This is a genomic window from Bacillus sp. EE-W1 (assembly GCF_009760835.1).
Taxonomy (GTDB): Bacteria; Bacillota; Bacilli; order Bacillales; family Bacillaceae_G; genus Bacillus_A; species Bacillus_A wiedmannii.
This window is the reverse complement of sequence record NZ_WIPE01000032.1, coordinates 69,847-91,273: the sequence shown is the minus strand read 5'-3', so window position 1 is coordinate 91,273 and position 21,427 is coordinate 69,847. Positions and strand designations below refer to the sequence as shown.

General features: G+C 36.6%; 20 protein-coding genes. 9 read left to right on the top strand and 11 right to left on the bottom strand.

The genetic code is table 11. The features are described 5' to 3' along the window. Positions 1-27: 27 nt before the first annotated feature. From pstA to GFJ36_RS03125, 3 genes are all read right to left on the bottom strand, one after another. A complete protein-coding gene (gene pstA, locus GFJ36_RS03135) occupies positions 28-948 on the bottom strand; it encodes a phosphate ABC transporter permease PstA (protein ID WP_048562942.1) in 921 nt (306 codons plus the stop codon). A 2-nt stretch (positions 949-950) separates the two neighbouring features. Continuing rightward, the gene (pstC, locus tag GFJ36_RS03130; RefSeq protein WP_000676675.1) at positions 951-1,841 is read right to left on the bottom strand and encodes a phosphate ABC transporter permease subunit PstC; all 891 of its coding nucleotides are present in this window, start codon (positions 1,839-1,841) and stop codon (positions 951-953) included. A 71-nt stretch (positions 1,842-1,912) separates the two neighbouring features. Further along, on the bottom strand, positions 1,913-2,815 hold the full coding sequence (locus tag GFJ36_RS03125) for a phosphate ABC transporter substrate-binding protein PstS family protein (protein ID WP_142311183.1): 903 nt from the start codon (positions 2,813-2,815) through the stop codon (positions 1,913-1,915). 509 nt (positions 2,816-3,324) lie between these two features. Here GFJ36_RS03125 and GFJ36_RS03120 point away from each other — a divergent pair. From GFJ36_RS03120 to GFJ36_RS03110, 3 genes are read left to right on the top strand one after another with little or no spacing between them, the layout of a single operon-like run. Then, positions 3,325-3,582 (top strand): FeoA family protein, encoded by a 258-nt coding sequence (locus tag GFJ36_RS03120; protein ID WP_000252989.1) that lies wholly within the window; start codon positions 3,325-3,327, stop codon positions 3,580-3,582. Next, the gene (locus tag GFJ36_RS03115) at positions 3,579-4,301 is read left to right on the top strand and encodes a FeoB small GTPase domain-containing protein (RefSeq protein ID WP_046953769.1); all 723 of its coding nucleotides are present in this window, start codon (positions 3,579-3,581) and stop codon (positions 4,299-4,301) included. The genes GFJ36_RS03120 and GFJ36_RS03115 overlap by 4 nt, the downstream gene beginning before the upstream one ends. Then, on the top strand, positions 4,279-5,679 hold the full coding sequence (locus GFJ36_RS03110) for a nucleoside recognition domain-containing protein (protein ID WP_088061939.1): 1,401 nt from the start codon (positions 4,279-4,281) through the stop codon (positions 5,677-5,679). Before GFJ36_RS03115 ends, GFJ36_RS03110 begins: the two co-directional genes overlap by 23 nt. Before the next feature lie 60 nt (positions 5,680-5,739). Here GFJ36_RS03110 and GFJ36_RS28960 read toward each other — a convergent pair whose 3' ends face one another. The 8 genes from GFJ36_RS28960 to GFJ36_RS03075 form a co-directional block, all read right to left on the bottom strand. Next, positions 5,740-5,877, bottom strand: a complete 138-nt coding sequence (locus tag GFJ36_RS28960; protein ID WP_000493989.1) for a hypothetical protein — start codon at positions 5,875-5,877, stop codon at positions 5,740-5,742. An 11-nt stretch (positions 5,878-5,888) separates the two neighbouring features. Beyond that, entirely contained in the window at positions 5,889-7,055 is a 1,167-nt protein-coding gene (locus GFJ36_RS03105) for a Ger(x)C family spore germination protein (RefSeq protein ID WP_141542837.1), read from the bottom strand. Further along, complete coding sequence (gerLB, locus tag GFJ36_RS03100) at positions 7,039-8,163, bottom strand: spore germination protein GerLB (RefSeq protein ID WP_088121306.1); 1,125 nt, start codon at positions 8,161-8,163, stop codon at positions 7,039-7,041. The genes GFJ36_RS03105 and gerLB overlap by 17 nt, the downstream gene beginning before the upstream one ends. Next, a complete protein-coding gene (gene gerLA, locus GFJ36_RS03095) occupies positions 8,164-9,642 on the bottom strand; it encodes a spore germination protein GerLA (protein ID WP_097890002.1) in 1,479 nt (492 codons plus the stop codon). A 101-nt stretch (positions 9,643-9,743) separates the two neighbouring features. After that, on the bottom strand, positions 9,744-11,216 hold the full coding sequence (locus GFJ36_RS03090) for a sodium:solute symporter family protein (protein WP_088061933.1): 1,473 nt from the start codon (positions 11,214-11,216) through the stop codon (positions 9,744-9,746). Continuing rightward, positions 11,213-11,410: a DUF3311 domain-containing protein gene (locus tag GFJ36_RS03085; RefSeq protein WP_087983279.1), complete on the bottom strand. Its 198-nt coding sequence runs from the start codon at positions 11,408-11,410 to the stop codon at positions 11,213-11,215. Before GFJ36_RS03085 ends, GFJ36_RS03090 begins: the two co-directional genes overlap by 4 nt. A gap of 1 nt (position 11,411) precedes the next feature. Continuing rightward, complete coding sequence (locus GFJ36_RS03080) at positions 11,412-12,587, bottom strand: amidohydrolase (RefSeq protein WP_088061931.1); 1,176 nt, start codon at positions 12,585-12,587, stop codon at positions 11,412-11,414. Between the two features lie 132 nt (positions 12,588-12,719). After that, positions 12,720-13,430 carry a C39 family peptidase gene (locus GFJ36_RS03075; protein ID WP_088061929.1) on the bottom strand — a complete coding sequence of 237 codons (711 nt, stop codon included), beginning with the start codon at positions 13,428-13,430 and terminating at the stop codon, positions 12,720-12,722. A gap of 379 nt (positions 13,431-13,809) precedes the next feature. Between GFJ36_RS03075 and GFJ36_RS03070 the strand changes: the two genes are divergently transcribed. The 6 genes from GFJ36_RS03070 to GFJ36_RS03045 all read left to right on the top strand — a co-directional run bounded on the left by GFJ36_RS03070 (position 13,810) and on the right by GFJ36_RS03045 (position 21,392). After that, positions 13,810-15,225 carry an amino acid permease gene (locus GFJ36_RS03070; RefSeq protein ID WP_097890003.1) on the top strand — a complete coding sequence of 472 codons (1,416 nt, stop codon included), beginning with the start codon at positions 13,810-13,812 and terminating at the stop codon, positions 15,223-15,225. Positions 15,226-15,507: 282 nt separating this feature from the next. Next, positions 15,508-16,383, top strand: a complete 876-nt coding sequence (locus GFJ36_RS03065) for a cytochrome aa3 quinol oxidase subunit II (protein ID WP_046957295.1) — start codon at positions 15,508-15,510, stop codon at positions 16,381-16,383. A 33-nt stretch (positions 16,384-16,416) separates the two neighbouring features. Then, complete coding sequence (gene qoxB, locus GFJ36_RS03060) at positions 16,417-18,351, top strand: cytochrome aa3 quinol oxidase subunit I (RefSeq protein ID WP_048562936.1); 1,935 nt, start codon at positions 16,417-16,419, stop codon at positions 18,349-18,351. A 13-nt stretch (positions 18,352-18,364) separates the two neighbouring features. Further along, positions 18,365-18,967 (top strand): cytochrome aa3 quinol oxidase subunit III, encoded by a 603-nt coding sequence (gene qoxC / locus GFJ36_RS03055; protein WP_000729314.1) that lies wholly within the window; start codon positions 18,365-18,367, stop codon positions 18,965-18,967. Next, entirely contained in the window at positions 18,968-19,279 is a 312-nt protein-coding gene (qoxD, locus tag GFJ36_RS03050) for a cytochrome aa3 quinol oxidase subunit IV (RefSeq protein WP_000372611.1), read from the top strand. It begins immediately after the preceding gene. Between the two features lie 283 nt (positions 19,280-19,562). Continuing rightward, the gene (locus GFJ36_RS03045) at positions 19,563-21,392 is read left to right on the top strand and encodes a monovalent cation:proton antiporter family protein (RefSeq protein ID WP_097890004.1); all 1,830 of its coding nucleotides are present in this window, start codon (positions 19,563-19,565) and stop codon (positions 21,390-21,392) included. Positions 21,393-21,427: the final 35 nt, after the last annotated feature.

Here is a 21,427-nt window from a genome sequence, read left to right as displayed (position 1 = left end):
TTATAAGTAGAGAGTTCTTTTTGTATTTTATGCTGCTTTTACCTTCTTCGTCGTTTTACTTTTTCTTTTCGTTCCTGTAAAACGCTTATGCAATATAGATGCTACCAAGCGCGAAATAACATTGAATAGTAATACCATAATAATTAATACAGCTGCAGATTTTGTCGCAATCAACTTTGCATCCGGAATAACTCCTTCAGAATTTAACTTCCAAATGTGAACCGCTAACGTTTCAGCTGGTCTAAATGGATTTAGAGGATGGGCAGGACTTGAGAAGTCCGCTGCTGAATTTAAAATCGGGGATGTTAAACCCGCTGTGTAAATTAACGCTGCCGCTTCACCAAATATACGACCTGCCGCTAAAATAATACCTGTAATAATTTGCGGTAATGACGACGGAATAATGATACGAGCAATTGTTTGCCATTTCGTTGCACCTAATCCAAGACTTGCCTCTTTTACATTATGAGGCACTTCTGAAATCGCATTTTCACAAACACGTGTTAAACCTGGTAAGTTTAAAATAGTTAAAGCAAGAGCACCGCCCATTACTGTGTATCCCCAACCTGTCATGGTAACGAACACTAACAAACCGAATAAACCAACAACAATCGAAGGTAACGACGCCATTGTCTCAATACATAAACGAACAAAATTTAAAAAGCGCCCTTGTTTTGCGTACTCTGCTAAATATATTCCAGCCCCTAACCCAAGAGGAATAGATATAACAAGCGTTATAACAAGCATGTAGAAGGAATTGAATAACTGTGGACCAATCCCACCACCAGCTCTTGTATTACTTGGTTCTCCAAACAAGAAATCAGGATCCCAAAATCCCCATCCCTTTTGCAGAATTTCAAACACTAAGAATACTAGCAGAGCTACAACTAAAGCTGCAACTGCATAAAAGATACCTGTCCAAATTTTATTTACCGTTCTTGCATTCATTATTATCGCTCACCTCTTTGCCCAATCGCTCGAATTACTAAAATAAACAGGAATGAAATAACAAGTAAAATCATCGCTAAAGTCCATAGCGCATTATTCCAAGCAGTTCCGTTTAATGTATTTGTCATGTCCATTGTCAAAATACCAGTTAACGTCGCTGTCGGGCTATATATTCCTTCTGGTAATTTAATTGTGTTCCCGATTACCATTTGAACCGCTAATGCTTCACCAAAAGCACGCGCTAAACCTAAAACAACACCTGTTAAAATCCCTTTTTTCGCAGCAGGAACAATCACTCGGCTAACCGCTTGCCATTTCGTCGATCCTAGACCATAAGAAGCTTCTAAATAATCAAATGGAACAGAGCGTATTGCATCAGAAGCGATACTAGCAATAGTAGGTAAAATCATAATACTTAATACAACAATACCCGCAATTAGACTAAATCCCACTCCCCCGAACGAATCACGTAATAGTGGCACTAAAATCGTAACCCCTAATAATCCGTATACAACCGAAGGAATACCAACTAATAATTCTAAAACGGGCTTCAATACTTTATTTCCAAACTTTGGCGAAATTAAATTCATGAATATAGCAAGAGCTATAGCAATTGGCGCACTAATAATAACCGCACCTAACGAAACCACCGTTGAACCTACAATAAAAATCAAAGCCCCGAAGGTTCCTTCGTCAGCATTTGGATTCCATTTTGTCGATGTTAACATCTCAGTAAATGAGATACCACTTTGTGTAAAAGATTGAATACCTTTACCGCAAATAAAAGCAATAATAGCTAATGTAATTAAAACAATAAAAATACCACAAAACGTAACAAGCGATCTTCCTATATATTCACTTTTTACGTAATTAATTTGTTTTTTCCCCTTCATCACAGGTCAGACCCCACTTCATAGATTGAAATGAACAGGACTGGCCTTGCAGCCAGCCCCATAAAAATTTATTACTTATTTAATTTAGACATTGGGATGTAACCCATATCTTCTACTTGCTTTTCAAAGTCTTTGCCTTTTACATAATCAATGTAAGCTTTCGTTGCTTCTTTCGCTTCACCTTTTGTTACCATGTACTCGTAAGACCAGAATGGATATTTACCAGACGAAATGTTTTCAACTTTTGGTTCAGAACCATCAATTTTCACTGTTTGTAGCGCACCTTTTTTATCGCCAACCATGTAAGACATTGCTAAATAACTTACTGAACCTGGAGTAGAATTGATCGCTTGCTCTACTGCACCGTTAGAATCTTGTGTTGTACCAGTTCCATCGTTAATTTTCGCTTCTTTCATAACTGTCTTTTCAAATGTAGCACGTGTACCAGATGAAGCTGGACGGTTAATTACGTTGATTTTTTCATCTTTCCCGCCTACCTCTTTCCAGTTTGTTACTTTCCCAGTGAAGATATCTTGTACTTGTTGCACTGTTAAGTTATCAACTTTTACATCTTTATTTACGACAAGCGCGAATGCAATACCCGCAACCTTGTTATCTACTAATTCTTTCGCTTTTTCAGCATCTTTTATTTTATCCCCTGATGGAACATCTGAATTACCAATTTGTACTGCACCCGATGCTACTTGGTTAATCCCAGTTCCACTACCGCCGCCTTGCACTTGAATAGAAACTTTTGAATTTTTCTCCATGAATTTCTTTCCAGCTTCCTCCGCAAGAGGTAGAAGAGCTGTAGAACCAGCTGCTGCAATCGTACCTGATAATTCTTGTTTTGTATTATCGCTTCCTTTAGCAGTTTCTTTACTAGCTGTATCATCTGCTTTCCCACATCCAACTAACGCTCCTGCTACCATTAAAGCCGCTAAAGAAAATTTAATACCTTTTTTCATAACCATGTCTTGTACCCCCATTTGGATTCTCACTTTTCGAATTCATTTTCTTTCGAACACAAATTCATTGTAGGACAACAATATTATGTGAGTGTTAAGCAATTTTTAATTTTAAGTAAATGACGATAATAGCCCTTAAAAGCTAGGAATCCCAACATTTATAGTTAAAGAACCCAACAAAATCCACACGAATTAAGCTGTAATGTAAATTTATTCTTAACAATGTAAATTCAATGTAAATGTTTTTCGCTCTTTTCCCCTTTTAATTAAAAATACATTTACAAATACATTGTATCTTTTAACTTTTACACTCTTACTTTATTTACATTCAACAGAATTTCAGTAATATTTTTTAGTACAACTAAATAAATTGGAACAATTCTAAAAATAAATGAATATTTTTAAAGTACCAATTGACAGCATCATCCAATGTAGTCTACTATATTATTAACAAAAAGTTTACCTAAGGAAACTTTTTAAACTTAAACAAACAATATAGAGATGAGGTAACTTTTATGGTATCGGCTAATACAAAACCACTTTCCGAGTTTAAGACAGGAGAGTTTGTACAAATTGAGAAGATACAATTAGAAGGAACTATGAAACGACGTTTATTAGACTTAGGATTTATCCCTGGGGCAACAATTAAAGTATTACAGCGCAGTCCACTTGGAGATCCGGTCGCTTATCAAGTAAGCAATACAACTATCGCACTACGTAAGGAAGAAAGTTCCCTTATTTTCGGGGTATTAATAGGAGATGATTTCAGATGAGCAAACATCGTATTGCTTTAGCTGGCAACCCGAACACCGGGAAAAGTACATTATTTAATACTTTAACAGGCTTAAAACAACATACTGGAAACTGGACGGGGAAAACTGTTTTAAAAGCTGAAGGGGAATACGAACATAACGGAAGTAAATATACATTAATAGATTTACCTGGAACTTACTCACTATATTCAAATTCTGCGGATGAAGAAGTAGCAAGAGATTATATTATATTTGAAAAACCAGAAGTAACTGTAGTTGTTATAGATGCAACTGCAATGGAAAGAAATTTAAATTTAGCCCTCCAAGTGATGGAAATGACAAGCAATGTAGTCATTTGTATTAATTTAATTGATGAAGCGGAGAAAAAAGGCATCGTTATTGATGAAAAGAAATTAGCAAAATCGCTCGGTGTACCTGTAGTTAAGATTTCTGCTCGTAACCGAGTAGGTATTGGGCATTTGCTAAGTGTTATCGCTAAAGTAGCAAATAAAAAATTAATTCCAACACCAATTAAAATTTCTTACAGTGAAAAAATCGAAAATATGATTCAGGAATTAGAACCACAAATTTATAAAGTGTTCGGTGATACGTATCCAGCACGTTGGATTGCGTTACGTATATTAGATGGAGATAAAAATTTCTTAACTACACTTCAAAAACACCATAATGAACCACTTGTAAGGGAGGTCGTAATGAATGGAATCTCACTCAGCCAGTAAAGCTCTTCCATTAGACTATATTATTCAACATGCACAAGCACTCTCAAAAGAAGATATACGAGATGATATTGTCGGAGATATTTATCGAACATCTGCAAGCATATGTAAAGAGTCTGTTCAATATACAAATACTGATAAATTGTATCGTTCTGAAAAACTAGATAAAATTTTCACATCTCCAATCTGGGGATTTCCAATTATGCTCGGTATTTTATCTATTATTTTTTATCTTACAATTGCAGGTGCTAACGTACCATCTGATATGATTGCTGAGTTTTTCGGATGGGCCGAAGGATATTTAACATCTTGGTTCCAGGCAGCACATGCACCCGAATGGCTACATGGCATTTTAATACTTGGTTTATTCCGTGGTATCGGTGCTGTTATTAGCGTTATGTTGCCACCTATGGCAATCTTTTTCCCTATGTTCGCACTATTAGAAAACTACGGATATTTACCACGTGTCGCTTTTAATATGGATCGCTTATTTAAACGTTCCGGTGCACATGGCAAACAATCTTTAACAATGGCAATGGGATTTGGTTGTAATGCAGCCGCTATTATGTCAACGCGTATTATTGAATCACCACGTGAACGTATGCTTGCAATCTTAACAAACAACTTCGTTCCTTGTAACGGTCGCTGGCCTATGTTAATTTTAATGGCTTCATTATTTATGGCTGCTGGTTATACAGGTAGTATGCAAACATTAGTTACTGCTGGCGTTGTAGTTGGAATGGTTGTAATTGGTGTTATTATGACATTAACTGTTTCTTGGGTACTATCAAAAACAGCTTTAAAAGGTGTGCCAACTCACTACACTCTTGAGTTACCACCGTACCGTAAGCCAAAAGTTTGGAATACAATTGTACGTGCAACACTCGATAAATCAATTTATGTTTTAAAACGAGCTATCGTTGTAGCTGCCCCTGCGGCTGCATTAACTTGGTTACTAGCTAATATTTTCATCGGTGACACAAGCTTACTTATGTATTTTGTAAACTTCCTAGATCCATTCGCTAAAATGTTAGGACTTGATGGATTCATTTTAGCTGCGTTCATTCTTGGACTACCAGCGAATGAAATTGTTATCCCGATTTTATTAATGTCTTACTTATCAACCGGAGCTTTAACTGAAATAGATGATTTTAACCAAATTAAAAATCTATTCTTAGAAAATGGCTGGACTTGGTTAACAGCGTTAAACACAATGTTGTTCTCACTTCTTCATTTCCCATGTGGAACAACACTGGTTAACATATATAAAGAAACAAAAAGTGCAAAATGGACATTCTTATCGTTTGCAATCCCTACCGTTATCGCCATTGTTGTGACATTCCTCTCTACACAATTGGTACATTGGTTAGGGCTTTTATAAGCAAAGCATACATAGAAGGTATCCCCCTTCACATTTGCTTTGCGCGAAAGAAACCTGAAATCATTCAGGTTTCTTTTTTTGTGCATCAGTATTCCAAGGCTGTGCTCCATACGTTGTGAGTTTCTTATGAATAAAGTATATGGCTCCCGGAAGAACTGCCATTAATATCGTGCAACTAATCCCTAATCCAGTAAACAACTTACATCACCTTATTTCACTCTTTTCGGTAAGGCGGAACCTGAATGCTCAATTGTCGGGTGAACATGAACAGTAACCTCCGCATTACTAAAGTAATTTTCACCTTGATCCCAATTCTTATCTATCTTCTTCCATTCTTTATAATTATGCCGCTTATATACTTCTCCTAACGCTAATACATCTACCTTATATTTTTTTTGAACAAGCTTAATCGATTTTTGGATACGCTTCTCCATTTCTTCCGCAATGGTTTTCTTTAATCCCTTTTCATTCATAATTTGTTTATGATCACTAAAATGTAACTCTGCTAAAGTCCCTTCCAAAGATAAATGGATATCAAACTTCGGTTTTGTAGCATTTTCCGTAGATACTTTAATCTTTCGGCGCATCTTATGAATTTCGTATGTAACAAGCTGACCTTGTTTACGGATAGTAAAGAACCCTCCAATTTTTTTACCTATTACATAATTCATTCCTAATGTTTCTTCTCCATTCAAACTGCCTACACACTTATTATCTTTTCCACGAAACAACGCTGCCCCGTTCATTTGTACCCCCTGCTTTGTTAGTTCTAGAATAGGTAATACGAAACTTCGGTTAGCAATCATTTTTTGCTGTACCTCACCAATTCTTGCAGCTTCAATCATTTGAGCATTTTTCGGAGGATGCTCAGCTAACATATCAATATACTGCGCCGGTAAGTTCTCAGGCTTGGCACTCTGCTTTAAAATAGCTTCTGCATTTTTCTTAGAAACGAACAAACGAATATTTCTTCTCATCTCGTGATCACGAATATATACATCTAACGTATTTTGTAAAACATATGGATTCGCTAATAAATCTTTAGAAAAAATTATCACTTGTATGTGCGGAAAGAATAATGAGCGACTAATTTTTTTAGAGATAATTCGTATTTGCTCAAAGACACTATCTGCTTTCGCACTAACATTAATATAATTCTCACTATCTCGACCGCTTTGGCCACCTTGCTGCGCTAACTTACTGGGAAGTACCATCTGATACGTCCCTTTCATAATTGGATTTGATTTCTTTTTTTTCACAATATCATAGGCTGCACCTACTACAAATCCCCTTTCTTCTATCTCCTCTAACTCAGAACACCCACTCATAAATCCAACTACAGCTATAACCATTATAAATTTAAGAAGGTGTTTCATTTCCACCATTCCTTCTTTTTATTTTATATACAATTAAAACGAGCAAAGGCGCTAACACAACAAATCCCATATCTATCCAAGCTAAATAAGTTCCGTAATGTGATAATGAATCTAAATTACTCGGTATCATATTCACCATAAAAATAATAGGAGCACTTACGAAAATAAAAATATGTTTCTTCACTTTCGGAAACATAGCACAAAACAATAAAGATGCGACGTCATAATACATTGCTGTAGTGTTATAAATAGTAATAATCCAAGTCGTAAAAAAAATCGCATCAAATCTTTCTAAAAAACCTCCACCAATTTCAATTTCTTTACCCAATTCAATTGTTGGATACGTCAATCCACGGGTTGTCATATACGAAAAAACGCTAATACAAGTTACATAAATTAAAATGTATGACAGCACATTTACCATCACTGCTTTTGCAACTGCCATTGGCGCTTTTTTCGCTGTCTTATCGTTCAACATCACAGCATAAAACAGAGCTACCTCAAATCCGATAAATGTGAAAATAGAGTTTTTAACTCCTACAGCATATTGACTTGCGTTCGTTTGAAAAGCTGGTAGTAAATTGTTTATTTCCATTAAATTTATATTCAATAAAGAAAGCAACACTATCGCAATGAGCACGATAGGTAAGAATAGAACATTTAACCTTACTAAAGCCGCTCTCGATCCTGCTACTCCATAAATAACAACTAATAAGAAGAAGAAAGAGAGTAGCTGTATTGGTGTATCACTAAATAAATATGTTTGTGAAATAATTGCAATCATTCGTGACTCATATGCTGTCAAAGCAGCAAACGTTAATACTAAAATGCTACTAATTGTGTATGCAACAGGCTTTGTCAAATGCGTACTCGTATATTGAACAAAGTTTTGTTTCGGGAATAAAATAGCTACCCTCGTTACAAACCAACCTAAAACTGCACATATCAATCCACCCAGAAGCAAAATAATCCAACCGTCTGAAAATAAAGTTTGGTTAGCGATATCTCTTGGCATAGACAATGCTCCTATACCAATAATTGTTGAAGATACCGCAAACCCAATTTCCCGAGATCCAATCTCTTCATCGCCATACTCAAATGGTTTCAATTACTCTCGCTCCTTTGGACGTAATGTAGCGTCTTTCGTTTGTAAATATTCCGGTCTCTCTTTCAACATCGATTTTGGCATACGAATAAGTTCTTCTTTCCAATCTTTATAAAATGCAGGAGCGATAGGCGTTGTATACGGCACCCCGACACTCTTCAAATTCGTAATATGAACCGCAAGTGCAATAAGAGCTAAAATAATTCCATACAAACCAAAAGCAGTCGCCGCTAAAACAAAGACAAAAAGTAAAATCCGAAACGTAATCGTAATACTATATACAGGCAGTGAAAATGTAGCAATAGCTGTAACCGCAATAATGATAACTAAAAACGGATTTACAATTCCTGCGTTCACCGCTGCTTCTCCGATTACAAGACCACCTACAATCCCAATTGTTTGCCCCATCGGTTTCGGCAACCTAATTCCCGCTTCTCGTATTAACTCCATCGTTAATGCCATCATTAACGTTTCTATATAAGCTGGAAACGGAACACCTTCCCTGGCTCCAGCGATTGAATAAGCCAGTTTAGAAGGGATAAGTCCTTGGTGATATGATACGAGAGCTACATACATCGCTGGCATTAAAACTGCAACTATGCCAGAACCCATCCGCAAAATTCTTAATAAAGTCCCAATTACCCAACGCTCATAGTGATCTTCCACAGATTGAAAAATATCAACGAATACTAACGGAGCTATAAGGGCAAACGGTGATCCATCCACCAAAATAGCAGCCTTTCCTTTCGCTAATGAGGCCACAATATTATCAGGCCTTTCCGTATTCAAAAACTGCGGGAACGGTGACAAATTATTATCTTGAATTAATTGCTCAATCGTACCCGTCTCAAAAACGACATCTGTCTCTATTGATTGAAGACGCCGATCTAACTCTTTTACAATGTAAGGGTTAATAATGTCTTCTATATATACTAACGTCACTTCTTTTTGGGATCTCTTCCCCATAATATAAGATTGAAACCTCAGCTTCGGGTCACGTAAAGTACGGCGAATTAACATTTTATTCACGTTAATATCTTCATTTAACCCAATCCTCGGTCCACGTATTAAATCTTCTGTTACCGGCGGTTCTAAACTTCTTTTTTCCCACGCTCTACTATTAATCACGATAGCGGTTTGAATATTATCAATTAATATAACTGTATCTCCCGCTAAAATCGCATTTATAATATCCGGAAACGTTGTCTTCTTACCAACTTCCGCAATAGAAATAAAGCGATCCAATAACGTTTGAACAACAGCTTCTTCTTTTTGTACTTCTTCATATTGAAGTGTACGAACTACATATTTATAAACATTATCCTTATCTGTTAACCCACATAAAAAAATAACCGCACAGCGTGTAAAACTACCAGCAAGGGCAACTTCCCTAATTGTTAAATCATTAGGCGAACCTAACTCATCCCTAATTTCTTTCATAACTTCAAATAAGTTACCTTTTAACTCTAACAATTCCCCCACCTAACTTCCTTTTCAACAAGTTTTTAGTTAGATTCCGCTAATAGAAGAAAATATATACAAAAAAGAGCTATCTCTTTTCAAAGATAGCTCTAGCACACGGATTACTTTTCTACTATTATATTGTCTGTCTTTATAGACACATTTCTCGTGAACCCGCTAACGATAAACATCACAATCATATTCATTAACAATGCGACTATACCTACATTTAAATCTTTTATATATTGAGGGAAAGCTGGAAACATCGTAGCTATAGTTGAACCAGATAAAGTAATATATGCGACCACTAACAACCCAATCCCCATCCCTGCAATTGCCCCTTGCTTCGTAATAACTTGACGTGGAAACAAACTACATACAAGTGCTGGGAAAAGTTGTGTCACTATACTATATCCCATTAAAAGAAGTGCCCCTATTGTTTCTCCACCTTTAAAAGTGAACAAAACAGCTACAAGCGTTACTACAGGCACAAATAATTTTGCCACTTTAGCAACTTGTCTATCTGAAGCAGATGGGACCATTGTTCGGTAAATGTTTTTTGCTAATAAAGTAGACGCCGCCATAACAAGCATGGAACCCGGAACTAATGCTGTTAATACTCCTGCACTACCAATAATCCCAATAAACCATGGATCAAATGTTTGAAGAGCGAGACGGAATAACGAAAGGTCTACATCCCCTCCCTTTAACCCTGGAACTTGCAGTATAGCAGCAAAACCTGCAAAGAATACGAAAAGCAATACTAAAGAATAAAGGGGCATGATCGCCGCATTTTTCCTAAATACTTTTTCATTTTTTGCAGAGAAAGCAGAAGCAAATGTATGGGGCCACATATAGAAACCGAGAGCTGTTAATACAATAGTAGAAACAAACCAAGAAATGCTCATCCCTTCATCAGGTAAAGATAAAAATCCTGGTTTCGCTGCTTCTACCGCTTCAAACATCGGCTGAAATCCCCCGTAATAATGGTACGGTAAATATATACCTAAAAACATAACGATAAACAGTATCATAATATCCTTCAAAGCTGCTGTCCAAGCAGAGCCGTGTATACCTGAAACCATTACATATATCGTTATAACAATTGCACCAATCCACACTGCAATAACCGGTGATACCCTTCCGTAAGATGCTTCCGAAACGATAATTCCTAATCCTTTTAACTGTAAAACAAGGTATGGAATAATCGAAATAACCCCAATGACAGAAACGATAATGCCAAGTGTCTGACTCTTATATTTCTTCACAAAAAAATCTGGCTGCGAAACAAGATTATGCTCTTTCGCATACTTCCAAACTGGCGGCAATAAAAAGTAAGATAAAATATAAGCTAGTGCACCATAACCTAAAATATAGAAAGTAGGTGCTCCTTTACTATACGCCCATCCACTTCCGCCTAAAAATGTAAACGTCGTATAAATTTCACCTGCCATAAGAAGAAAAACAAAAATAGTGCCAAATCCTCTTCCACCAACTGACCATTGCTCTAAATTCATATCTTTTCCATGTTGTGCCCGAATTCCTAAAAATAGTGCAAGAAACAAAAATAATATAATGATAAGTAATGCGATCATTTTACATCCCCCTTATTAGCAGGATCAAATACGTACACAAGTCCCATACAAAGAGACGTAATGAGCACCGATAATAATACCCAAAACAATAAAAATGGCATCCCTAATACGTAAGGAGTAACTGAATTAGCAAATACAGGTCCAATAACTAAACAAAAAACTGGAATAAGCGCTAATACGTGTATTTTCTTCATCTCATTCTCCTTTACTTATAAAATTCATAATGGATGATACAAAGACTTCCACGCCAATCGGTAATGCATCTTCATCAATCGTAAAACGAGGATGATGGTGAGGATATATAATTCCTTTCTCGTTATTTCCCGCTCCGATAAAAAAGAATGTACCTGGCGCCTTTTGTAAAAACGCTGAAAAATCTTCTCCAGCCATCGTCGGCTGTAAACGAGTAACTTGCTCTCTTCCATAAAGCTGTAATGCTGTTTGCTCAATAATCTCTGTAACTTCATAATCATTTACTACTGGTCGATATCCATATTCATAAGAAAATGTATATTTCGCCCCGTAAGATTCCGTCACATGCTTCACAATTCGTTCAATCCTTTTCTCTGTTTCTTCTCGCAACTCATGTCTTAAACTCCGCACTGTCCCTTCAATCTCCGCTTGTTCTGGGATCACATTATGGGTTGTCCCAGCATGAAATTGCGTAACAGATACTACAAGGGGATCTAATGGATTCGTGAGGCGAGATACAATGTGCTGAAGTTGCGAAACAACTTGTGTACCGATTGCAATGCTATCAACCGTTTCATGAGGGATTCCAGCATGTCCACCTTTTCCTTCTATCGTAATTTTAAAAACATCTGGGGCTGCCATTGCAGGACCATAAATTACACCTATTTTACCAACCTCTAACGATGCCCAAAGGTGAGCACCAATAATATAATCCACACATTCCATTACACCCGCTGCAACCATTTCCTCTGCACCGCCAGGAAAGTTTTCTTCTGCATGTTGGAAGAGAAAACGAATCTCTCCTTTAATCTTCTCTCTTTCTTCTACTAACTTATGTACGACCCCAAGTAATATCGCTATATGTCCATCATGGCCACATGCATGCATCACACCTGGATATGTAGAAATAAAATCAAACTCATTTTCTTCATGAATAGGAAGCGCGTCCATGTCAGCACGAACCGCGATGGTTTTACCAGGTTGCTTACCAATTAACCTTGCCATTACACTATATTTAGTAGGTCTTGACACTTCTAAATATGGGATTTTTTGAAGTATATCGAATACAAACTGTGATGTTTTTTCTTCTTGAAAAGATAACTCTGGATACTTATGAAAATGCCTTCTCCACTCAATTAATTGATTTTTCGATAAAACCAGTTCCTTTGCAACATCCATTTCTCTTCGCCCCTTCTTCACCAAGTTAAATGTTATTATAGCGTGAATCGTTAACTTTTAAAAGAATCTTCTGAATTTTCCGTTATAATAACTTAAAAATAAAAAGCCATCAAAAAGATGACTTTTTCAGTATTATAAAATAGTAATCGCTTGTTTCCCCATTTGCTCCCAAGCTTTCTCAAACTCTGCTCGCGGAACAGCAAAACGCGGATTATTTTTAAGTGGATCATTTACATATACAAAGTTTTGATCATACCCAACTATTACTACACTATGTTCATAATATGTAATTTTCACTTCGCCAGAGCTTGTATTCCATGTTTCAAAACTACTCTCGGCTAGTGGCTTAAACGTTGTATTAATAATGACCCATACTGGCGAACCGGAACTAACTACTTTATACATATCTTGCACGTCTCTACCTGTTAAATTAACTACTTTTTCAGGAGCATATTTTTCTGCTAAATTAAAAATGGGTTGATTATATACACCATATCCTGGCTCTGTCTTCGTATAAATATTTCCAACGAACCCCTCATAAGGATTTCCACGTAAACCATTTTGTTCAAATGGAACACGATGAATTTCGCTAGCAAGTTGCATCTTATCTACTTGTATACCTTTGTATTGTAGCAACATAGCCAAACTTGTAACTTCACATCCACGAGGTAATTCTGGTAACTGCTTTATAAACGGAACATTTTCAATCATAGTCGCTTCTTTCATTTCAGATAAAAACTCTAAACGGAACACTTGCGCCTTTTGTATAATTTTATCTTTCCCTATAAAAAACGCGGCAGCAAATATAATTCCAAAAACAAAAAGATATTTTAACTTTTTCATTTTAAACAAAACTCCATTAATTATTATTTTACAGACATACCTCTTATCATTGTACCTTTCTTCTTACTAGTTTGCTAGAAAGATTCTATGAATTATTGTTCACACTTACATCGTTATAAAATTCTAATTATTTTTAATAAAAAGAAAAAATAATATACTTTTCTGAATATTTTTGCTAAAATCAAAATAATTAACATAGTGAAGATATCACCTTGTTAATAAAAACATTCTTAGAGTATTTAGTCATAGTTCGCATTTTACATACTCCATTCATTTCATAATAAATAAGCCGAGTATGTGTCACATCCCCCACTAATGATTAAAAACTCGGAATGAAAATCAATTCATACATACAAGAAAATAACGGGGTGAGGGGCATATGAATCAACAAGTAGAACAAACAGATTTAAAACGAACAATGAAAAGTAGACACCTATTTATGATTGCACTTGGTGGTGTTATCGGAACTGGCCTATTTATGGGATCTGGTCAAATCGTCCATAATGCCGGTCCTGGTGGTGCTATTCTTGCATTTTTAGTCGGTGGATTTGTTATGTATTTAACGATGTTATGTCTTGGTGAATTATCAGTTGCTATGCCAGAAGCAGGTTCATTCCAAAGCTATGCAAGCAAATTTATTTCACCTGGTTTTGGATTTGTTGTCGGTTGGATGTATTGGTTAAATTGGGCTGTTACAGTTGGGGTAGAGTTAACAACTGTAAGTATTTTAATGAAACGTTGGTTTCCAGACGTTTCTTCGTGGATTTGGTGTGTTACATTTGCAGCAGCACTCTTTCTTGTAAACGCATTATCAGCAAAAGCATATGCAGAAGCAGAATTTTGGTTCGCAAGTGTAAAAGTCGCAACCATTGTTATTTTCATCGTACTCGGTGGTGCAGTTATGTTCGGTCTACTAGACTTTAATGGAAAACCAGCGCCAATGCTTCACAATTTCACTGAAAATGGCGGATTATTTCCAAACGGTGCATTAGCTGTTCTTCTTACGATGATTACAGTAAATTACTCCTTCCAAGGAACAGAATTAATCGGAATTGCTTCAGGAGAAAGTGAAAACCCTGAGAAAACAATTCCAAAAGCGATTAAAAATACCATTTGGCGAACCCTCTTCTTCTTCGTCCTAGCAATATCAGTTGTTGTAGGTTTACTCCCATGGCAAGAGGCTAATCTAGTCGAAAGTCCATTTGTACTTGTATTTGATGTGGCTGGTGTTCCATATGCAGCTGACATTATGAACTTTGTTATTATTACAGCAGTATTATCCGTAGCCAACTCTGGTCTATACGCAAATTCTCGTATGCTTTGGGCGATGGCAAAACAAGGAATGGCAAGTCCAGCTTTTACGAAGTTAACTAAAAAAGGAGTGCCACTAAACGCATTAATTTTCAGTCTATTTTTTGCAAGTTTGTCTCTATTAACAAGTATATTTGCGGCAGATACTGTCTTTTTAATTTTAACATCTATTGCAGCTATGGCCGCTGTCGTAGTTTGGATGTCAATCGCAGCTTCACAGTTTTTCTTCCGTAGAAATTTCTTAAAAAACGGCGGGGACATTAATGATTTAAAATATCGCACACCGCTTTATCCAATCGTTCCAATCGTAGCATTCTCACTCAATTTCATTACATTTGTTAGTTTAGCTTTCATTCCAGATCAGAGAATTGCTCTTTATTGTGGTATTCCATTTATGATTTTTTGTTACATTTTATACCAATTAAAATATAAAAAAGTTGTCACATTTGAACAACAAATAAATCTAAAAAAAGAAGTAAACTAAATATACAAAATATTCAGCTATCTTTCTTATCATAAGATAGCTTTTTTCTATTTCTTGGATATCTTGGTATAACTTTATTTATCTTAAAATTTCCACAATCACGTTTTTCACTGGAAAATAGTTTACAATGTTATCAAGTTACAAATGATATTCACCTTAAAAAGTGTGCATTTGTGTCTATTTTTTAACAATATCACAAAAACTATTGCCATCTATAAATTAATAGGTTTATATTGTTTTATTGGCATAGTTTCAATCCAAGGAGAAAGGAGATTTTCAATCGTGCAACTAAAGAAAACGTTTTGGAAGCTGGCTTCGCTTCTTCCGTTATCATTACTTCTGTTCCTCGGCGGCTGTGATAAGAAACTCGCAGTATTAAATCCGCAAGGACCTGTTGCAAAAGCACAGTATGATTTAATTGTTTGGTCATTCTTGCTTATGTCATTAATTATCGCAATTGTATTCATCTTGTTTACAGTCATCTTGATTCGTTATCGTGAAAAACCAGAGAATATGGACTACGAGCCACCTGAACAACACGGTAACACATTATTAGAAATTATTTGGACGCTTGTTCCTGTTATTATCGTTATCGCATTATCGATTCCAACAGTAAAAGCAACGTATGCTTCGGAAGAGGTTCCGGCAGAGTCCAAACATATTAAACCAGTTGAGATTTATGTTACATCTGCAAACTGGAAATGGTTATTCAGTTACCCAGAGGAAAAAATTGAAACCGTTAACTATTTAAACATCCCAGCTGGTGTACCAATTCAATTCAAACTGACTTCTGTCGGTCCAATGAATGCTTTCTGGGTACCAGAACTTGGTGGTATGAAGTACACTATGGATGGCATGATTATGGATCTTTATTTACAAGCTGATAAGCCTGGTTCTTACCTAGGCCGTAGTGCGAACTTCTCTGGTGAAGGATTCACACATATGGAGTTCGAAGTTGAAGCAAAAACTAAAGAGAAATATGACAAGTGGGTTAAAGAAGTACAACAAACTGCTCCTAAACTAACAGAAGATAAGTACAACGAAATTGTTAAACCTGGTGTAGTTGGTCGTATGACATTCTCTAGTCACCACTTAAGTTATGTAGATCCAAAATCACTTGAATATTGTGATTACAACTACTACAAAAACAAAAAATAATAGCTATTATTCCAACAGATTGGAGTGAACACAGTGAAGCTTGATGAATTCTTTGTCACAGGTGACCCGATTATTTACGGTGCAGACGCTTCTATCGTTCTTGTGACATTAGCAATCATTTTCGTACTAACAAAGTATAAAAAATGGAAATGGCTTTGGGACGAATGGTTAACAACTGTTGACCATAAAAAGATTGGGGCCATGTATATTATCTCTGCGGTTATCATGTTATTCCGTGGTGGTATGGACGGTTTAATGATCCGTGCACAGTTAACATTCCCAGAAACAACTTATTTAAATGCTGAACACTATAACGGAATCTTCACAACACACGGTACAGTTATGATTCTTTTCATGGCCATGCCATTCGTTATGGGATTAATGAACCTTGTAGTACCATTACAAATTGGTGCTCGTGACGTTGCATATCCGTTCTTAAATGCTTTAAGTTTCTGGTTATTCTTCGTCGGAGCAATGCTATTTAACATCGCTTTCGTAATCGGTGGTTCTCCAGACGCTGGGTGGACTTCTTACTTCCCAATGGCAGGTACAGAGTTTACTTCTGGTGTAGGAAATAACTACTACGCAATTGCATTACAGATTTCAGGTCTCGGTACGCTAATGACCGGTATTAACTTCCTTGTTACTATCTTAAAAATGCGTACACCTGGTATGACTTTAATGAGAATGCCAATGTTTACTTGGTCAATCTTAATTACAACAGTTATCATTATTTTCGCTTTCCCAGTATTAACAGTTGCTCTTGCATTAATGACATTTGACCGCCTATTCGATGCTCACTTCTTTACGATGGCGAGCGGCGGTATGCCAATGTTATGGGCCAACCTATTCTGGGTATGGGGTCACCCTGAAGTATATATCGTTATTTTACCGGCATTCGGTATTTTCTCTGAAATCATTAGTACATTCTCACGTAAACGTCTATTCGGTTACAGTGCGATGGTATACTCAATGGTTGCAATTTCTTTACTAAGTTTCGTCGTATGGCTTCATCACTTCTTCACGATGGGTGCAGGTCCAGCGGTTAACTCATTCTTCTCGATTTCGACAATGGCGATTTCGATTCCAACCGGGGTTAAGATCTTTAACTGGTTGTTTACACTGTATAAAGGACGTATTCGTTTTACAGTTCCAATGCTTTGGTCATTGGCATTTATTCCAAACTTCGTAGTCGGTGGGGTTACAGGGGTTATGCTTGGTATGGCAGCAGCTGATTATCAGTACCATAACAGCTACTTCCTAATTGCTCACTTCCACTACGTATTAATCGCAGGTACAGTATTCGCTATGCTTGCTGGATTCACATTCTGGTATCCAAAAATGACTGGTCATATGTTAAACGAACGCCTAGGTAAATGGACATTCTGGATCTTTATGAGCGGATTCAATATCTGTTTCTTCCCAATGTACTTCTTAGGTTTAGACGGTATGACTCGTCGTATGTACACTTACTCTGAAAGTCTTGGATGGGGATGGCTAAACCAAATCGCATCTGTTGGTGCGGTAATGATGGGTATTGGTTTCCTAATTCTTTGTTACAACGTAATTTGGAGTGCTCGTCACGGTGAACGTGACACAACTGGAGATCCATGGGATGGCCGTACACTTGAATGGGCAACTCAATCTCCTGTACAACATTACAACTTCGCGAAACTTCCTGAAATCAAAGAAGCTGATGCTTTCTGGTACATGAAAAAACGCGGAGAAACAGTTACACCAGCAGCAGAAGATTTAAAACCAATTCACATGCCAAGTAACTCTGGTGTGCCTATTATTGCGTCTTTATTCTTCGGTCTTGCAGGTTTCGCATTAGTATTTAGCTGGTTCTGGCTTGCAGCAATCGGCGGCGTTGGTATTTTAGCTTGCTTAATCTATCGTTCGTTCGATTATGATGATGGCTACTACGTAAGCGTTGATGAAATTAAAGAAACAGAACATATAGCATGAGAGGTGAAATGATATGGCGGCTTTAGATAAAAGCTTACCTTTGGAATATCAATCCGAGCAAAGCAGATTGAATATCCTAGGATTTTGGATTTTTCTTGGGGCTGAAATTATGCTGTTCGCAACACTTTTCGCCTCTTATCTAGTACTTGCTGGTCGTACGGCAGATGGCCCAACCCCAGCGCAACTGTTTGAACTTAAAACGCTTTTAATTCAAACATTACTACTTTTAACAAGTAGTTTCACATGTGGTATCGTAATTCACGAAATGCGTAAGCACAACCAAAAAGCAATGCTTGGATGGTTCATCCTTACATTACTTTTAGGTGCAGGTTTCCTATTCTTTGAAATCGAAGAGTTCATTATGTACATCGGTGAAGGCGCAACAATTCAAACAAGTGCTTTCCTATCTGCATTCTTCGTTCTTCTTGGGACACATGGTGCCCACGTAACAGGCGGTATCATTTGGGCAACTTGTGTTATTATCCAAATTTTAAAACGAGGTTTAACACCAGTTACAGCGCGTAAAGTATTCATTATCAGCTTATATTGGCATTTCCTTGATCTAGTTTGGGTATTTATTTACACACTAGTTTACTTGAACGGGATGGTGGCGTAAATGGATCAAAATAACAACCAAGCAAACGGGCATGCGCATAGCGGATTCCCTTGGTCACACGTTTTCGGATTTATTTTATCGCTTGCACTAACGTTTCTAGCGTTATACGTGGCACTTTATACAAACTTGCCACTTTCAACGATCTTAACAACTATTATCGTAATGGCTGTTGCGCAAGCGTTGTTACAATTAATTATGTTCATGCATTTAAAAGAAGGAGAAGGAAGAGTTCAAATCCTTACAATGATATACAGTTTCTTCGTTGCAACTGCAACAGTTGGTTTAACTGTATGGATCTTCTTCTCAATGTAATGTACATGAAAAAGACTGCTGAGATTCCTCAGCAGTCTTTTTTTTATCCCTCATTAACGAGCAGTAAGACCCCAGGGGGATCAACTGCCCGTAAAAGCCTTCACTTTATCCCCTCCCCTATTACATCCACATTACGAAATTAACAACAGAATCATGAAAAATATACTTATTATGACAAATCTTAAGAAAACTCTTTCTTTATGAAATCGAATCCATATGCGTTGCTTTTCTACCTATTATATGGCTAAATAGGTACTATATTTATTTGAAGGGAGAGAACGCAATGGAACATCATACTTCTGTTCTATCACTTATGGTTGTCGTTGCAATCGCGTTTTTCGTTCCCCTTTTGTTACAACGCTTTAAATTAAAAGCACTTCCTGTCGTTGTTGCAGAAATCATCGCAGGAATCTTTGTAGGTAAAAGTGGGTTTAATATTATTGAGCCAGATATGTGGCTTCAAGTCTTATCGACACTAGGATTTATCTTCTTAATGTTCTTAAGCGGTTTAGAAATTGATTTTTCTATCTTTAAACAAAAAGGGAAAAAGAATACGACAAACGAACCAAACACATTCCAAGCAGCAAGCATTATCTTCTTATTTATTTTCATCTTATCTTATGCCCTATCATTACTGTTCGTATGGCTAGGATTCGTGGATAATGCAATGTTTATGACTTTAATTATTTCAACTATTTCTTTAGGTGTTGTTGTACCAACATTAAAAGAAAATAACTTAGGAAAAACGGCAATCGGACAAATCATTTTATTAGTCGCTGTTATTGCAGATTTAGTTACAATGATTTTACTCGCTGTATTCGTCGGATTAAATTCCGAAAGCGGCCAAAGCATGTGGCTCCTTCTTCTTCTATTCGGCGCTGGTATTGTTATTTACTTCATTGCAAAACGCTTTAAAAACATTCCATACTTAGATAGCTTAAAAGCTGGTAGTGTACAAATTGATACACGAGCTGTTTTTGCACTCATCTTAATATTAGTTGGGTTATCTGAATCTGTTGGAGCTGAAAATATTTTAGGTGCCTTCTTAGCAGGGGTACTCGTATCGTTATTATCACCAAATGAAGATATGATTGAAAAACTGGATTCCATCGGCTACGGTTTCTTCATCCCTATTTTCTTCGTAATGGTTGGTGTGAATCTAGAAGTTTGGTCTATTTTTAAAGAACCTTCTAGCATGCTAATGATCCCAATTTTAATTGTAGGACTCTTTATCTCAAAACTGTTACCATCACTCGTCTTACGAAAATGGTATCCACGTAATATCGTACTAGGAAGTGCCATCTTATTAACATCGACACTTTCTTTAGTTATTGCAGCTGCACAAATTGGTGAAAAACTAGGAATCATCAGTCCGAGTTTATCTGCTTCCCTTATTTTAAGCGCAGTTATTACTTGTATTTTTGCACCTATATTATTTAAAAAGATGTTCCCAAAAGTAGAAACACCAAAACCAAAAGTTTCTATTATTGGTGCGAGCAGAATTACCCTTCCGTTATCACTTGATTTAAAACGAGAAGATTATGACGTAACACTTTATATGATGCGTCAAAATAAAATAAATGATGAGGAAGCGAAATCACATGACTTCCCTATCGTAAAATTAGATGACATCACAATCGCTTCATTAACTGAACAAACAGCATTTAACGCAGACCGCGTTGTTGTTGCAACAAGTGATGATGAACAAAACTTATTATTGGCGGAACACGCAAAAGATCTAGGTGTTGAACATGTTATTGCAAGTGTAGAAGATCCACTTCTACAAGAAAAAGCAACGCAAGAACATATCGCCGTATTCTCAACAATTAACTCTACACGTATTCTGTTACGTGCACTAATTGATAAACCGAGTCTCGTTCGCTTAATTACAACAGCAAATGAAACAGTTCGTGAAGTTGAACTACGTAGCAATACATATAACGGTGTTGCACTACGTCGCCTTCCGTTTTTAGGGGATGTACTCGTCATTCAAATTTACCGCGGTAATAAAGCATTAATCCCGCATGGTGATACGAGACTACAACATGGTGATACATTGCTTGTCACAGGTTCAAAAGAACATATTGATACGTTGAAAAACATATTAGAATAAAAAATGCCCCTTACATAATTGAGGGGCATTTTTTT

Coding starts and splice junctions, on each gene's coding strand:
- GFJ36_RS03080 (WP_088061931.1), bottom strand. CDS start 12,587: ATGGATGTTGCAAAGGAACTGGTTTTATCGAAAAATCAATTAATTGAG.
- qoxD (WP_000372611.1), top strand. CDS start 18,968: ATGGATCAAAATAACAACCAAGCAAACGGGCATGCGCATAGCGGATTC.
- GFJ36_RS03045 (WP_097890004.1), top strand. CDS start 19,563: ATGGAACATCATACTTCTGTTCTATCACTTATGGTTGTCGTTGCAATC.
- pstC (WP_000676675.1), bottom strand. CDS start 1,841: ATGAAGGGGAAAAAACAAATTAATTACGTAAAAAGTGAATATATAGGA.
- qoxC (WP_000729314.1), top strand. CDS start 18,365: ATGGCGGCTTTAGATAAAAGCTTACCTTTGGAATATCAATCCGAGCAA.
- GFJ36_RS03090 (WP_088061933.1), bottom strand. CDS start 11,216: ATGATCGCATTACTTATCATTATATTATTTTTGTTTCTTGCACTATTT.
- GFJ36_RS03085 (WP_087983279.1), bottom strand. CDS start 11,410: ATGAAGAAAATACACGTATTAGCGCTTATTCCAGTTTTTTGTTTAGTT.
- GFJ36_RS03105 (WP_141542837.1), bottom strand. CDS start 7,055: ATGAAACACCTTCTTAAATTTATAATGGTTATAGCTGTAGTTGGATTT.
- GFJ36_RS03115 (WP_046953769.1), top strand. CDS start 3,579: ATGAGCAAACATCGTATTGCTTTAGCTGGCAACCCGAACACCGGGAAA.
- pstA (WP_048562942.1), bottom strand. CDS start 948: ATGAATGCAAGAACGGTAAATAAAATTTGGACAGGTATCTTTTATGCA.
- GFJ36_RS03125 (WP_142311183.1), bottom strand. CDS start 2,815: ATGGTTATGAAAAAAGGTATTAAATTTTCTTTAGCGGCTTTAATGGTA.
- GFJ36_RS03075 (WP_088061929.1), bottom strand. CDS start 13,430: ATGAAAAAGTTAAAATATCTTTTTGTTTTTGGAATTATATTTGCTGCC.
- GFJ36_RS03070 (WP_097890003.1), top strand. CDS start 13,810: ATGAATCAACAAGTAGAACAAACAGATTTAAAACGAACAATGAAAAGT.
- GFJ36_RS03120 (WP_000252989.1), top strand. CDS start 3,325: ATGGTATCGGCTAATACAAAACCACTTTCCGAGTTTAAGACAGGAGAG.
- GFJ36_RS03110 (WP_088061939.1), top strand. CDS start 4,279: ATGGAATCTCACTCAGCCAGTAAAGCTCTTCCATTAGACTATATTATT.